This is a genomic window from Geodermatophilus sp. CPCC 205761 (genome assembly GCF_051383655.1).
Lineage (GTDB): Bacteria > Actinomycetota > Actinomycetes > Mycobacteriales > Geodermatophilaceae > Geodermatophilus.
Genome location: NZ_JALPKQ010000002.1, coordinates 1 through 14078 on the forward strand (window position 1 = coordinate 1; position 14078 = coordinate 14078).

12 protein-coding genes are annotated in these 14078 nt (G+C 71.7%); 8 read left to right on the forward strand and 4 right to left on the reverse strand.

Annotated features, from left to right (window positions below; genetic code table 11):
• The first annotated feature begins 137 nt into the window (after positions 1 to 137).
• Both cofC and MY526_RS01580 read left to right on the forward strand, forming a co-directional pair.
• A complete protein-coding gene (gene cofC, locus MY526_RS01575) occupies positions 138 to 1007 on the forward strand; it encodes a 2-phospho-L-lactate guanylyltransferase (RefSeq protein WP_436703073.1) in 870 nt (289 codons plus the stop codon).
• Between the two features lie 107 nt (positions 1008 to 1114).
• Positions 1115 to 2377 (forward strand): multidrug effflux MFS transporter, encoded by a 1263-nt coding sequence (locus tag MY526_RS01580; RefSeq protein ID WP_436703074.1) that lies wholly within the window; start codon positions 1115 to 1117, stop codon positions 2375 to 2377.
• A gap of 159 nt (positions 2378 to 2536) precedes the next feature.
• Here the strand turns inward: MY526_RS01580 and MY526_RS01585 are convergent, their stop codons facing one another.
• On the reverse strand, positions 2537 to 3718 hold the full coding sequence (locus MY526_RS01585) for an MBL fold metallo-hydrolase (protein WP_436703075.1): 1182 nt from the start codon (positions 3716 to 3718) through the stop codon (positions 2537 to 2539).
• Between the two features lie 430 nt (positions 3719 to 4148).
• On the opposite strand from MY526_RS01585, the gene MY526_RS01590 reads away from it, so the two are divergent.
• Positions 4149 to 4454: a hypothetical protein gene (locus MY526_RS01590; protein ID WP_436689668.1), complete on the forward strand. Its 306-nt coding sequence runs from the start codon at positions 4149 to 4151 to the stop codon at positions 4452 to 4454.
• 926 nt (positions 4455 to 5380) lie between these two features.
• On the opposite strand, the gene MY526_RS01595 is transcribed toward MY526_RS01590, so the two are convergent.
• Positions 5381 to 7045, reverse strand: coding sequence for a DUF4407 domain-containing protein (locus tag MY526_RS01595; RefSeq protein ID WP_436703076.1), 1665 nt, complete (start codon positions 7043 to 7045; stop codon positions 5381 to 5383).
• Between the two features lie 240 nt (positions 7046 to 7285).
• Between MY526_RS01595 and MY526_RS01600 the strand changes: the two genes are divergently transcribed.
• From MY526_RS01600 to MY526_RS01615, 4 genes are all read left to right on the forward strand, one after another.
• Positions 7286 to 8053 carry a ParA family protein gene (locus MY526_RS01600; RefSeq protein ID WP_436703077.1) on the forward strand — a complete coding sequence of 256 codons (768 nt, stop codon included), beginning with the start codon at positions 7286 to 7288 and terminating at the stop codon, positions 8051 to 8053.
• The gene (locus tag MY526_RS01605) at positions 8050 to 8349 is read left to right on the forward strand and encodes a hypothetical protein (RefSeq protein ID WP_436689661.1); all 300 of its coding nucleotides are present in this window, start codon (positions 8050 to 8052) and stop codon (positions 8347 to 8349) included. Before MY526_RS01600 ends, MY526_RS01605 begins: the two co-directional genes overlap by 4 nt.
• Positions 8350 to 8808: 459 nt before the next feature.
• Positions 8809 to 9105, forward strand: coding sequence for a hypothetical protein (locus MY526_RS01610; RefSeq protein ID WP_436703078.1), 297 nt, complete (start codon positions 8809 to 8811; stop codon positions 9103 to 9105).
• A 164-nt stretch (positions 9106 to 9269) separates the two neighbouring features.
• Positions 9270 to 10049, forward strand: a complete 780-nt coding sequence (locus tag MY526_RS01615) for an FkbM family methyltransferase (RefSeq protein ID WP_436703079.1) — start codon at positions 9270 to 9272, stop codon at positions 10047 to 10049.
• 130 nt (positions 10050 to 10179) lie between these two features.
• Here the strand turns inward: MY526_RS01615 and MY526_RS01620 are convergent, their stop codons facing one another.
• Together MY526_RS01620 and MY526_RS01625 are read right to left on the reverse strand one after the other, a co-directional pair.
• The gene (locus MY526_RS01620) at positions 10180 to 12114 is read right to left on the reverse strand and encodes an acyl-CoA dehydrogenase family protein (protein WP_436703080.1); all 1935 of its coding nucleotides are present in this window, start codon (positions 12112 to 12114) and stop codon (positions 10180 to 10182) included.
• Positions 12115 to 12239: 125 nt separating this feature from the next.
• On the reverse strand, positions 12240 to 12854 hold the full coding sequence (locus MY526_RS01625) for a hypothetical protein (RefSeq protein WP_436689653.1): 615 nt from the start codon (positions 12852 to 12854) through the stop codon (positions 12240 to 12242).
• A gap of 370 nt (positions 12855 to 13224) precedes the next feature.
• Here MY526_RS01625 and MY526_RS01630 point away from each other — a divergent pair, with 370 nt between their 5' ends.
• The gene (locus tag MY526_RS01630; RefSeq protein ID WP_436689651.1) at positions 13225 to 14052 is read left to right on the forward strand and encodes an MOSC domain-containing protein; all 828 of its coding nucleotides are present in this window, start codon (positions 13225 to 13227) and stop codon (positions 14050 to 14052) included.
• Positions 14053 to 14078: the final 26 nt, after the last annotated feature.

The following is a 14078-nucleotide window of genomic DNA, read 5'->3' on the forward strand; positions in this document are numbered from 1 at the left end:
CCCGCCCGCCAGCGCACCACCGAGTACGGCACCCCCACCGCCGAGCGGATGGCCACCGCCCGCTCCGACGAGGGCCGGCGCCGACTCACCCTCTCGGTCAGGGTTCTGTGATACCGAGCCGCAGGTGGTCGGTCATCGTGCCGCTGAAGCGCCTGGACATTGCCAAATCACGGCTGGCGGGGCTGCGTCCGCTTCTCCGGAGAAGGCTGGTGGTCGCCATGGCCCGCGATGTTCGGGATGCCGTCCTCGCCTGTCCGGAGGTCGACGAGCTGGTGATCGTCACGAGGGACAGCCGCTGGCCGGAGCTCCTCCACTCCGAGCGGACGCGGTTCGTCGCCGACCTTCCTACGGATTCCCTCAACGACGCGCTACGCCGTGGAGTCGAGTCGAGCGGATCCGCTCGGAGCAATCGGATCGCAGCCTTGCCGGGAGATCTCCCGGCGCTGCAGCCGGCTGAACTGCAGCACGCCCTCGACATTGCCGGGGATACGCCGAACATCTTCGTACCCGATGCTCGAGGGGACGGCACGACCCTGTTCACGGCGACCTCCGTTGTCGGGTTCCGGCCGCGTTACGGCGAGCGGTCGCGAGCTGCCCACCGTCACACAGGCGCGCAGGAGTTGCTTCTGCCGGCGCTCACCGGCCTCCGTCAGGACATCGACACCATGGATGATCTGTCGACGGTCCGGGCACTCGGCCTGGGCGCTCACACGACTGCGGTCACGGCGGCGTTCATGACCGCGACTCCGCGCGATTCAGCGAAGCTACCGGGGCAGTTTCGGAGCAGCCTCAGTTCAACCGCGTCCACTGCTGAACTCGACGAAGCGCCTCGGGCAATCAACCAGGGGCGGCCCGATGACGCGCCGAGGCCGTCAGCTCTCTCGTCGACGAACGCTCGAGCTTCGTCCTCAGGCAGGTCACCTGTGTGGCGAGAGGACCACGAGCTCGAGTGGCAGGTGAGGAGCCCTGCGTCCTCATCGGGCCGGGCATCGACTGATCCCGTTTGAGGAGGGGGAGTCCCGCTGTCCGACAGCCGAGCCACCCAATCCACTTCTCGTCCCAGTCCATCCCAGGGGGAGCCCGGCCGGGCTCATACGCCGGCTTGTGCAGGCACATGACCATCGGCATCGGGCGACTCATCGCAGGACTGCGCGGTCGCCAGCACCGACGTCGCGACAGGGCGTGCGCACGGCGAGACGAGCGGAGAGCCGGGGGCCTCCGCGGTCGAGGCCTGATCGCCCTTCTGGGCGCCCTATCGGCGTTCGGACCGCTGTCGATGGATCTGTACCTTCCGGCGCTACCGTTGGTGCAAGCGGAGTTGGCCACAGGCCAGTCGGCGGTGCAGCTGACCCTGTCCGCGGTGGTGATCGGTCTCGCGGCCGGCCAGCTGATCGCCGGCCCGCTGTCGGACCGGTTCGGCCGCCGCGGACCGGTGCTGTTCGGGGTTGGCGCGTGGACGCTCGCCTCGTTGCTGTGCGCTCTGTCGCCCACCGTGCAGCTTCTGGTGGCAATCCGCCTGCTTCAGGGCTTGAGTGGAGCGGCAGGGATCGTCCTCGCCCGGGCCGTGGTCCGCGACCGCTATGAGGGGACGGAAGCGGCGCGGATGTTCGCCGTCCTCGCCTCCATCGCCGGAGTCGCTCCGGTGCTGGCACCGATCCTCGGCGGGCAGCTGCTGCGGCTGACAGACTGGCGCGGACTGTTCGTGTTCCTCGGCGGTGTCGGGCTCCTGATCCTCCTCGCCGTGGCTCGCCGCCTGCCGGAGACATTGCCGTTCGAGCTCCGAGTCAGAGGCGGGCTGCGGACGACCCTGGCCAACGCGCGAGAGCTCATCGGCCGGCGGGCTTTCCTAGCCGCCGTGCTCGCCCAGGGGCTGGGTTTCGGAGCACTGTTCACCTACATCTCGAGCTCCTCATTCGTGCTTCAGGTCGGCTATGGTCTGTCGGCACAGCAATTCAGCGCAGCGTTCGCCATCAACGCCGTCGGGCTGGTCCTGGGCGGTCAGGCGTCTCGGCTGCTCGTGCAGCGGACCGGCCCCCGCAGTCTGCTGCTCGCCGGCCTCACGCTGCAGGCGCTGGCCGGGGCGGCCCTCCTGATCACCACGCCGATCGGCGCGGGGCTACTGGTAGTGCTGCCTGCTCTGTTCATCCTCGTCTCGGCCACCGGGCTGGTGCTGCCCAACGCGACGGCGCTGGCAATGGCCGAAAGCGCACGAATGGCCGGCACCGCCTCAGCCCTCGTGGGCGTCGGGCAGTTCGCCCTCGCCGGCATGGGGGCCCCACTGACCGGCCTGGGGACGCCCGCCACGGTGTTTTCCATGGCGGTGGTCATCACGTCCTTCGCCATCCTCGGCACCGTCGCCGCAGCGTGCACAGAGTGAGAGGCGCGGCGGCACTGCGGGAGGCAGCCGGCGAGGTGCTCAGCACGTACTGCAGTCGGTTCTCGAACTCAAGCCATGAGGCACGACCTGTCGCGGAGCCAGCGAGTAGCCGCGGGTGCTACTCCCCCACCCGCCGGCTCCGGCGCTCACAGCCGTGGCCTAGCGACGAGGTCCCATGCCGAACTGCATGAGGTCGCGGCCGACGACAACCGGTCGGGACGACGTCTGATGGGCCTCGAGCCAGCGGCTTTCAGGGTTGTCCCCAGGCACCAGGTGGTTCAGGACCAGAGTGCCCGCGTTCACCCGGTCGGCGACCGGGCCGACGTCCTCGATCGTGGTGTGGGAGCCCAACAGATGATCGATGAGGGCCTCGATGGCTGGCGTGTGCGGCTCCGGGAAGCGGCTCTCGACCCAGGCCTCGTCGATGACCTCGTGCACCAGGTAGTCGGTGTCGCGCGCAAGCTCGACCAGGTTGTCGCTGGGCGCGGTGTCGCCGGAGAACGTGATGGAACCGTCCTCGGTGTCGAACCGGAACCCGAAACTGGGGAACACTGGAGCGTGGTTGACCAGGGTCGCCGTCACCCTGACTCGGTCGTCCTCGAACACCGGGAACGGAGCCACTGGCGGCATCGGGTTGGTGTCATGTGGGATGGGCGTGCCGGCCGGTAGGGCGATGTCGTGGGTGATCAGGATGCCGGCCGGGTCGGTGGCCCCGCTGCTGCGGATCCGGTCGTTGAGGTCGGTGGCGAACGCACGGTGGAGGTGCTCGGTCATCTCCACCGTGCCCGGGGTGGGGGACTCGCCGGGCCCGGGGAGCACCGGTGCCTCGGGGCGGGCGCCGAAGACCGGTGGCAAGCCACCTCGATCGCCCGGGCCGTGGATGTGCACCGGCCTCGCGGGATCGTCCAGCCCGTTCCACATGCCGGTGAGCTGCAGCGCCGCGTACTCGGCGATGTGGTCGGAGTGCAGGTGGGTGAGAAAGACCCCGGCCAACCCCTCCATCGGCCGGTTGGAGAGACTCGCTGAGCCGATCCCGGCCTGCACGAAGCGGGTCTGGGAACCGTGCCCGAGGTCGACGAGGTACACCGCGTCCTCGACGACGACGGCGGAGGAGACGCCGTAGCGGTCGGCGTACACGGTGGGTCCCCCGGCGGTGCCGAGCAGGACGAGTCGCGTCCGGCGGCCCTCGGCTCCCTCCTGGTGGGGCAGGTGGGCTCCGGCAGTGGAACCGGCGGTGAGCCCGCCGTAGAAGACGGCGCCGGCCGCGAGCGCGCCGGCCGACTTGAACAGGTTCCGGCGAGAGGTCGACATCTCCACGGCCCGCCCCACGACATCACACATGGGCCCTCTCCTCGCTGCACCGATCGATTTCCATGACGACGAAACGGTGATTTGCGCCCCAGGGGAACACAAGTTACAGGCTCCGTGGCTGCGACAGTGACCCGTGGCCGGGATGGCGGCGAATCAGGGCACCGCCCGGCGAAGTGGTACGCCGCATTGGGCAATGCTGTTCCGGCGTCGACGCGGCGGGGGGAGTCACGCCACGATTGGCGCTCAACGCCGATGGACTTCGTCCAGCTGCCGGATGCCGAGTTGCCAAACCATCGACGCCGATTCGCTGTCGTATTTCGATGATGCGGACGCGGCACGTCCATCGATCTTCTGCGGCGCCCCTGTCAACTCTTGCTGCGGTCCAGTGTCCTCGCGCGCCACGCCGACATCGGGGCATCGGGGCGGAGCAGCTCAAGCAGACGCCGACCTCGAGAAGGGCGTGCTGACCGTTCGTCGCGGCCTGCACCGCGTCGGAGGACGGGGCCTCCTCTACGAGGAGCCGAAGGCCGAGCGCAGCCGGCGCACCCTGGCGCTACCCGGGCGACTCGTCGAGGCCCTCTGCGCCCACCGAGCCGCCCAACGGCAGAAGCGCATCGCCGCCGGTCCCACTTGGGAGGACAACGACCTGGTCTTCGCGCAGGCGAACCCAACCGATCGAGTGGAAGTCGGGTCCGACGGCGTCCATCCCCGCGTCGTCATAGAGGTCCTGGGCCACGCACAGATGCGCACGACCACAGACACCTGAGCCACGTCATGCCGGCCCTCGGCCGCGATGCCGCTGACCGCATGAGCAACGCCCCGTGGCGCCGCTGCACAGGGCGCCGGCCGACGGTGAGCACCCAGCCGGCAGCGGGGCGGGTGTGCACCCCGTCGGGCCCGACGATGGCCACGCCGTCGGGGATCGCCGCGTCCCGTGGGGTCGCTCTCGGGCCGCCGGTAGTCGAACCGGTTGCACCCGATGGTGCTCCTTGCTGACCGGCCGGCTGGCTGGCTGCGAATCTCTCTCGTCCCAGCCTGGTCTCGACCGTCGTCAGGCCGAGCCATGATCGGGAAGGTCACCCCCCGCGTCGGTGCGCGCCGCTCCGGCGGACCTGATAGCAGCTTTTCCGGGCCGGAGTGCGCTGCGAGGCTTTCGGTATGCCGCCCAACACCGCGGGTCCACCGTTCGATCAGTTCCTGGCAACCGCCGATGCAGTCGCCCAGGCAAGTCCCGAGGTGGATCTCGCGACAGCTCGTGAGGTGTTCCTCGAGGTGGCGACTCTGCTCCACAACGGCCTCGCGCTCGACGGTCTCGACGGTCTCGACGGTCTCGACGCCGCAGCCGTGGTTGCCGGTCTGTGCGTCGATCTCGTTGCTGCAGATCCCGGCGCCGCGGTGCGCGCACGGTCCCGAGCGACGTCAGGAACTCCTGGAGATCTGCACGACCCGGAGGGGCGCAGCCGCGGCCTACCTGATCGCTGCAGCGATCCTGCAGCTCTGATCTGCGCGGCGGGGAGAGCGCGTCGGCATCAACCGGGCGCTGCTGGAGTCTCGCCGCGCGCTAGCTGCCCCGCTCGGACGCGGCGGCCCCGCGGTCGGTGACCGCGGGGCCTCCTCCGTCGACGTGACCGACTCGGCCGCCGACTCCTGGGCACGAGGGGCGCCGTCGAGGTTCACGGCGCCCGACCGGCGTCAGACCGACGTCGGGACCCGGTTGGAGGTTCGACGGGTGACCGTCCGGACAGTCCGCACGGCGGCGTCGCGGGCGAAGCCGAACGGGCCCATGTCCCACGGCCAGCGTGCGCTCTCCTCGGCCGCGGCGTCCCTCGCCGCCTGCTGCTCCAGCTCGAGCCTCGCGGCCTCCAGCTCCGCCCTCGCCGCCTCCAGCGCCTCGGCTGCCCGCCGGGCCTCCGCCGCCTTGCGCGCCTCGGCCGCCCTGCGAGCCTCGGCCGCCTTGCGCGCCTCGGCTGCCCGCCGCGCCTCGACGGCCTTGCGCGCCTCGGCCGCGTCCCGCGCCTCGGCCGCGCGCCGCGCCTCCGCCGCCTCCTGCCGGGCGAGGATCACCTGCTTCTGGCGCTCCACCCGCCGCGCCTCGGCCGCCTCGGCCGCCTCGCGCTCCTCGGCCGCCTTCACCGCCTCGGCGGCGTGCTGCCGCGCGAGGATGCCCTGTCTCCTTGTCTCCACCCGTTCGGACTCGGCCATGAGGAGCAGCTCCGCCTGCGCCTGCTCCACCCCCAGCCGCACCTTCTGCTGCAGCCGCATGGCCTCGACGTCGTCGTGGTCGCGCAGCGCGGTGACCTGGTCGTAGGCACTCGGAGGGGCGAAGTTCAGCAGCACCTTCATCAGCACCGGCAGCAGCTCGATGCAGACGAAGAGCAACGAGAGCATCAGGTGTGCCATCTGCAGCGTGCTGTCGCGGTCACTCAGGCGGCTCAGCGCCTGCAGTCGGATCAGGATGCCGTCAGCGTTGTCGTTCGTGGCCTCGAACGTGGCCTGCAGGCGGTCCTGCTCCGCGGTGAGGCCGGCGATCGTGGCCTCGTCGGCGGCGAGGCCGGCCTGTGCCTGTGTGGCGCTGCGAGCCCAGGCACCCTCGGCGGCGGTCACCGCGGCGTCGAGACGGGCCTTCGCGGCGGTGACCACCGCGGTCTGCGCCTCGGCCGCCGCCTTGGCGCTCTGGTAGGCCCCACCATCCCCGGCGTCCCCCGTGCCGCACGTACCGTCCATCTCGCACTGCGCCTTCGCCGCCAGCTGCTGGTAGCCGTTGACCGCCGTGTCGTAGGCGGCCTGCTCGGTCGCCAGGCGGTCGTTCACCGGCTCCAACGCCGGGTCCGCGTGCCCGCCGCTGGCGACGACCGCCTGGTGGGCGGCGATCCGCTCCCGCAGTGCAGGGATCTGCCGGAACCGGGCGTCGGACTCGAGGCCGGTCCTGTAGGCATCTGCCGCCTCGGCCTGGATCGACACGACCTCCGTGTCGATCTCGGGGCCGAACACCCGCAGGGTCAACGGCGTCGCGATGACCGCGCCGAGCACCAGCGCGAGCCCGATCCTCGGCACCGCCAGGACGACGTTCCGCCGGAGCGACGGGTCGTGCGACATCCCCACCAGCAGCATCCGGTCGAGGTTGACGATCACCGCACCCCAGCCCAGCCCGATGAGCAACGCCACCGGCCACGAGGCGCCCAGCGCCATGTGCACCGCGAACGACGCCGACAGGACGGCGAGGGCGCCGGTGCTCAAGAGGACGCCGCCCAGCGCGACGAACCGCGCACGGGCGCGAGGCGCCGCCTCCAGGACATCCGGGTGGGCGCCGGCGAGCACGGCCAGTGCGTTGCCGATCCGCCGGACTGGAACAGTCATCGCTGCGCTCCCCGGGCGACGGAGGTCGAGGGTCGGCCGTCGCCTCCCCTGCCTCATCGGCGGGCAGTGCGGAGAACGTGATCGCGCCTGGGCGCGATCCCGGCTGTGAGCACTCGACAACCCCGCGCCGGGCACCCGCTGGTGGTGACATCGAGCACAGTGCGTCGGCTGGGGCAACGACCACCCCGTCGGCGGCCCGGCACCCGCCCGTGGCCGCGAGCAGTCCGCACACTTTCGCCCATGCGATTGGCTGTCTGTTCCTCCAAAGGCGGTGTGGGCAAGACGGCGGTGGCCGCGAACCTGGCCGTCGCCCTCGCCCGACGCGGCAGGGTGCTCGCCGTGGACGTCGACCCCCAGGACAGCCTGGGTCGAGCCTTCGGGGTCGTTGCCAAGTCCGGCGACGACAGTTTGGCCGCACTCCTCGAGGACCCCTCTGCCGATGCGCGCGCCGTGGTCCGGCACGACGTCACGCCGGGGCTGGACCTGTTGCCGTCCCACCCGTCGCTGGAGACGGCGGCCACCCACCTGGCCACGACCGGCGGGCTGGTGACGAGCGTGCGGCGGGTGCTGCGACCACTGATGGGCGAGTACGAGCACGTCGTCCTCGACACCCGCGGGGACCTCGGTGGCCTCACCCTCGCCGCCGTCTGCGCGGTCGACGCTGTCCTCACGGTCTTCACCAGCGATCCCGGGTCGGCGGTCGGCGTCGCACGCGTCGCGGCCTTCCTGGAGCAGCAGCGCACGTATGAGAACACCTCGGCCGTGCTCGTCGGGGTCGCGTGTGCGGTCTGGGACCAGCACGGTCGCGCGGCTCGTGAGGTCGCCGGTGCGCTCGACGGCACGGACCTCCCCCTGCTCCGGACGCGCGTGCCGCTGTCCCGTCGCGTACCGACCAGCACGCTGGCCAAGCGTCCTGTCGTGCTCTCCCACCCCACGAGCCCGGTGGCGACCGCGTACCTCGCGCTCGCCGACGAGGCCCTGACCGCCGCCGAGAGGGTCCAGCGATGACGACTGCCGACAAGGTCCGTCCACGGGCCAAGCGCCCCGGTGCCCTGAAGGACGACCTGCTCGACGACCTGCGCCGGGCTGCGCCGATGCCCGTTCCGCATCCGGTGCAACGCGCGGCTCCGCCGCCGGAGGAGCGACGCGGCACGGCCTGGGTGCAGACGCCGACGCCGAGGCCGACGCTGGAGGTGCGAGTGACGCTCTGGCAGTGGTCGGCGCCCGGTGTCCGGCGTCTGCGCGGTGGCGTCGTGGTCAGCGCGGGGCCGGTGCGGATCTCCCTGACGGGCCTCGTCCGCTGACCGGCTCCCGCACCGGGTTCGCCGGCCGACATGGCAGGGCGACCGATCGGGTGCGGGCGCACGCGGAGATGCGGACGGCCCGCTTCCAGGACCGGCTATCGGGCTACCACCACGGGGTGTCCGACACCGGACTCTGACGATCCGCCCCTCGGGCTGGGATCACCGCCAGGTCAATCCCTGGATGAACGACTTCTCCCCTGTGGTTCGCTCCTCGACCGGATCGGGCAGGTCAGCCCTCTCCTCACGACAGTCGTGTGCGGATGTAGCGAGTCAGCCCTCCGCGGACCGCCCGGTAGGTGCGCGCGCGGCCACGGTGCCCGCGTCCCAGGTCGACCACCAGCGACCATCCGGACCGTGCGCCGGGATCGACGGCCAGCAGGGTGCGTGCACCGGCGAGGACCGCCCTCGACGGCCGGCGACCGCGTGTCGTCCATGGCGCGCTGCGCTATCAATGGCGTCGTGCACGAGACGGGGTTCGCTCTGGAGGTGCGCGCCTTCCACGTCCTGCCGGACATGCCATCCCCGGAGGGCGAGCGGCGCTCGCACGCCCACCGGGTCGACGTCGTCCTCCGTCGGGACGACCTCGACGAGCGGAGCACGGTGGTCGACCTCGAGCTACCGGACCGGGCGCCGGCGGACCCCGCCGACCGCTGGCTGCACGACAGGCTCCCCGCCGCCTCGGGCGGGCCGCCCGGCGCGACGCCGGCCATGCGGGTTTGGGAGTCACAGGTCGGCGGCTACCCGTCGTGCCCGTGACTCCGGTCGGACGACGCTTCGCCCGAGCCGTCGTCGGTCCGTTGCCGATCCCGCTCGCGGACGGGCTCCGGCGGGCCCTGGCGCCGGGCGCCGGGACGTCCCCGTTGACCCGCCTGCGCCGGGCGGCGCTGCGCGGGCTGTATCAGGGTGGGATTCCTCGGGCGGTGTCGAGCTTCCGCCTGATCGACAACCCGGATCTGGAGTTCCTGGCCATCGACTCGCAGGTCCTGGAGCAACTCTACTGGTGCGGCGAGCAGGGCTGGGAGCCCGAGCTGTTGCCCTGGTGGCGGGCTTTCTGCCGTAGTTCGCAGTCGGTTCTGGAGCTCGGCACCAACATCGGCTACTTCGCCGTGCAGGGCGGCCGAGCTGCGCCGGGTGTGCGTTACGTCGCCGTGGAGCCGCACCCGGTGTCCGCGCAGATCTGCCGGAGACACCTCACCCTCAACCAGGTCGCCTCCGTCGAACTCCTCGAGGCCGCTGCGGTAGCCGACCCCGCCGTCTCGACGGTGTCCCTGCTCGTCCCGGAGGAGCAGGCGGCCACCCCGACGGTGGCATTCCTGCCGGTCGACACCGAACTCCCGCCGGAGATGGCGCGGAACGTCACCAGCGCGCACGAGGTACCGGCGATCGACGTCCGGCGCCTGCTCGACGGCGTGGACTTGATCAAGATGGACGTCGAGGGGCAGGAGCACGCCCTGCTCGCCGCCATGCGGCAGCACCTTCGTCGGAGGCGACCGACTCTCTTCGTCGAGGTGCTGCCCGGAACGGTGAAGCTCCGCGCGCTGCTGGCCGGACTCTGCACCGAGGACGGGTACCGCTGCTACGCCGTCACACCTCGACGGCTGGTCGAGCTGCTCCCGGAGCAGCTGGCGACCGTGCGGCTCAGGGACGAGTTCGGCGGCCAGGACGTCATCCTCTGTGCCGCTGATGCGGCGCTGCCGTGAGGCAACCCCTTCCGCGCCGGCCCAGCCGGGATCACCTCGCCGCTCACGCAGGCGGTGGCCTCGTCGCTGGCCTGGGCGGGATGACCCCACGGGTCGTCCACGCGGGACGCCGGCCCGCCCCGGCAGCCTCCTACCGGGTGACCGTGGCCGCCACCGGGGCCGGAGGCGCCCCGAACTGCTCGGCGGCCGGCGGGGCGTGGGTCGGCATCATCGGACCATCACCGGCCGGGTCGAGCACGTCCTCGTCGAACCATGCATATCGGCCGGAGAGCACCTGCTGCGCGGCCGCGTACTGAGCGGAGTCGTCATTGGCCCACAGCTCCGCGAACAGGCGGTCGGCCCGACGGCGGGCCTGGCCGCAGAACAGGTCGGCCAGTTCCACCGCCTCCTGCCGGCGGTCGGGTTGCTCGCGCCCGATCGTGTGCGCGTAGACGCACGCGCACGCGATGGCGTAGAGCTCGGCTCCGATGTCGACGATCCGGCCGAGCAGGTGGCCCTTCTGCTCGAGGCGCGCCTGGTAGCGACCCATCGCGTAGAAGGTCGACCGCGCGAGCTTGCGGGCGTGGCGCTCGACGTAGCGCACGTGCCTGGCCAGCTCCCCGAACTCGGAGAAGGAGCCGGGACGCTGACCGGCGCCCACGGTCAGCGTCGGGAACCACTTGGCGTAGAAGGCGCCCGCCTTCGCGGCGGCCTTCGCCTTGTCGGCCGGTCGGACCTCGCCGCGCACCAGGTCCCCCGCCACCTTCAGGTGCTCGTCGACGGCCTCACGGGCGATGAGCAGGTGCATGATCTCCGTGGATCCCTCGAAGATGCGGTTGATGCGCATGTCGCGCAGCATCTGCTCGGCCGGTACCGGCTTCTCGCCCCGCCGCGCGAGCGACTCGGCAGTCTCGTAGGCGCGACCACCACGGATCTGGACCATCTCGTCGACGGCGGTCCAGCCGAGTTCCGACCCGTAGAGCTTGGCGAGGGCGGCCTCGATGCGGATGTCGTTGCGCTTGTCGTCGGCCAGCCGGCTGGAGACGTCGAGCATCGCCTCGAGACCGAACGCCGTGCCCGCCAGCCAGGCGAGCTTCTGCGCGACCGGGTCGTGCTTGCCGATCGGCTGACCCCACTGCTTCCGTTCGGCCGACCACTGGCGCGCGATCTTCAGGGAGTACTTGGTCGCCGACAGGCAGAACGCCGGCAGCGACAGGCGGCCGGTGTTCAGCGTGGTGAGCGCGATCCGCAGACCCTTGCCCTCGCCGCCGATGACGTCCTCTCGGGGGACGAGGACGTCGTCGAAGCGCGTCACCGAGTTCTCGATGCCTCTGAGCCCCATGAACTCGTTGCGGTGCTCGACCGTGATGCCCGCGCGGTCGCACGGGCAGAGGAACGCGGTGATACCGCCCCTGTGGCCGTCGGACTTCGGGACGACGGCCATGATCACGACCACGTCGGCGATGGCGCCGTTGGTCGCCCACAGCTTCGTGCCGTTGATCCGGTAGCCGGTGCCGTCCTCGGTCGGGACCGCGGTCGTGCTCATGCGCGCCGGGTCCGAGCCGACGTCGGGCTCGGTGAGCAGGAATGCCGAGACGTGGTCCCTCGCCAGCCTGGGCAGCCATCGGCGCTTCTGCTCCTCGGAGCCGAACAGCCGCAGCGGCTCGGGCAGGCCGATCGACTGGTGCGCGGAGAGCAGCGTCGAGATCGACGAGTGCCACGTGCCGGCCATGGCCAGCGCCTTGTTGTAGTAGACCTGGCTCAGCCCGAGTCCCCCGTACTCCTCCGGGATCTTCATGCCGAGCGCACCCAGGTCCTTGAGGCCCTGGAGGACGTCGTCGCCGATCTTGGCGTCGCGCTCGATCTGCTGCCGGTCGACCTGCTCGGTGAGGAAGGCGCGGAGGCGCTCGAGGAACGCCTCGCCCTTCTCCGTCGCGGCCGCGTCGAGCTCTGGCTGCGGGTGGATCAGGTCGAGGCGGAAGTTGCCGAGGAAGAGCTCCTTGCCGAACGACGGCTTCGCCCACTCGGTCTCGCGGCTGGCCTCGGCGACGTGCTTCGACTGCTCGTACGACGGATGCGACGCCATGCACCACGATCACCCCTGTCGCCTCGTGAGACAACGGAACTCGGCGTCGTCCTGCGCGGCCGCCTGGCGCTCGGGGCGGGTCATCGGGAGGTCACGCGGTCACCCGCGCGGTTGGCAGACGCGCGTCACGACGAGGCCCGCACGAACTCCTGTCCGTCGAAGCGCCAGCGCACGGTGAGGGGCACGGAGGGTCCGGTGGCGTGGGAGTCGTCCGGCCCGTAGTCCATCATCCCCGCCACGATCGCGCCGTCCTGGACCGACAGCCCCGCCGGGTCGTACACGGGGGGCGGCTTCACGCCCCGTTGCAGGGTGAACGGGCTGGGCAGGGCGCCCAGCGGGCGACCGGTCGACGAGAAGACCTGGACCTCCTGGAGGACGCCGTTGGACGGCTGCGGTGAGCAGTCCAGCAGGACGACGGCGTCGGGCGCACCGTCGCCGTCCACGTCACCGCCGGCCGTGGCCCTGACCCGGATGTCGTAGTAGTCGTAGTGCGGGGGGCGGCTGCCCTCGGCGGGGACCCGCGCGCTCCCGTCGACGACGGTCGCGCGGAAGCCGTCCGGGACGATGCCGTCGCAGGTCACGGTGTACGTCGTGTTCAGCCAGTCGACCGCTGCGCGCGCCCGCACCGGCTCGGTACCGGTCCGCTCCGCGGCGGCGCACCCGGTGAGGAGGCAGACGAGGGCGACGACCGTGCGGCCACGGAACACCGCTGCGCCGGAGCCGCTGCGCGACATGGACATCGGCGATCACCTCGCCCGTGACGTACAGGACGGTGGGATCCCCGTCGCCACCAGAGAGTCCCACCGGCGTCGCCCGCCGTGCGTGGGCGGAGCGGCCCGCCGGCGCCGGCGGGCGAGCCGGTGCATCCGCCCGGCCGGGTGACTGCGGACGGTGACGGACCGACCCGCTGGCGCGTCGGACGCGGAGCTGCTGATCCGGAGGGCGTGCGCGCCCAGGCGTGAGCCCCCGAGCGTGGGCGTGTGCACCGGGTCGCCCTCGCGACACTTCCTCGCCCCGGTGTCCCTGCGGGCCGCGGACGAGCCGGGGACGACGCGTCGGGGCACGCTGCTCCCTACGCTCGGTCCTCCACGCACCACCGGAAGGACACCCATGCCCGTCGTCTCGCGCCTCTCGATGACGCCCGTCAAGGGCACCGCCCTCCACCACCCGGCCGGCCTGGTGCTCACCGGGAACGGCGTCGAGGACAACCGGCGCTTCCACCTCGTCGATGCCCGGCACCGGCTGTTCAACGGCAAGCACCACGGCCCCCTGGTCCGGATCACCGCGCAGTACGACGGCCACCGGAGACACCTGTCCCTGCAGATCCCCGGTCGCGAACCGGTGCAGGGGACGACGACCGAGCTGGGTGAGCCGGTCGTCACCGACTTCTACGGGCGCGACGTGGCCGGCCGTCTGGTGAGGGGTCCGTGGTCAGCAGCGCTCACCGAGTTCGTCGGCGAGCCCGTCCACCTGGTCGCCGCCGACACCCCGGGCGACGCGGTCGACGTGCACGCGGTGACGCTGATCTCCTCGGCCACCATCGAGCACCTCCGCAGCGTCACCCCCGGTGGCGAACGGCTGGACCACCGGCGCTTCCGGATGCTCGTCGAGGTGGACGGGTGCGGCGTCCACGAGGAGGACACCTGGGCGGGCCGGCGGCTCCGGCTGGGCGGGGCCACGGTGCGGGTGGTCGGCCCGGTCCCCCGCTGCGTGGTCACCAACGAGAACCCCGACAGCGGCGAGGTGGACTTCAGCACCCTCAGGTCGATCGCGCGCTACCGCGGCGAGCTGGCCGCGGACCTCACCACTCCGGTCGCCCACCTCCCGGACAACGGCGCGGTGGTCTTCGGCGTGTACGCCACGGTCGAGGAACCGGGGTCGATCGGTGTCGGCGACCGCGTCGAACCGTTCGCGGCCGAGCCGACCGACGACTCCTGACCGACCACACCACACGCGGCTCGGCC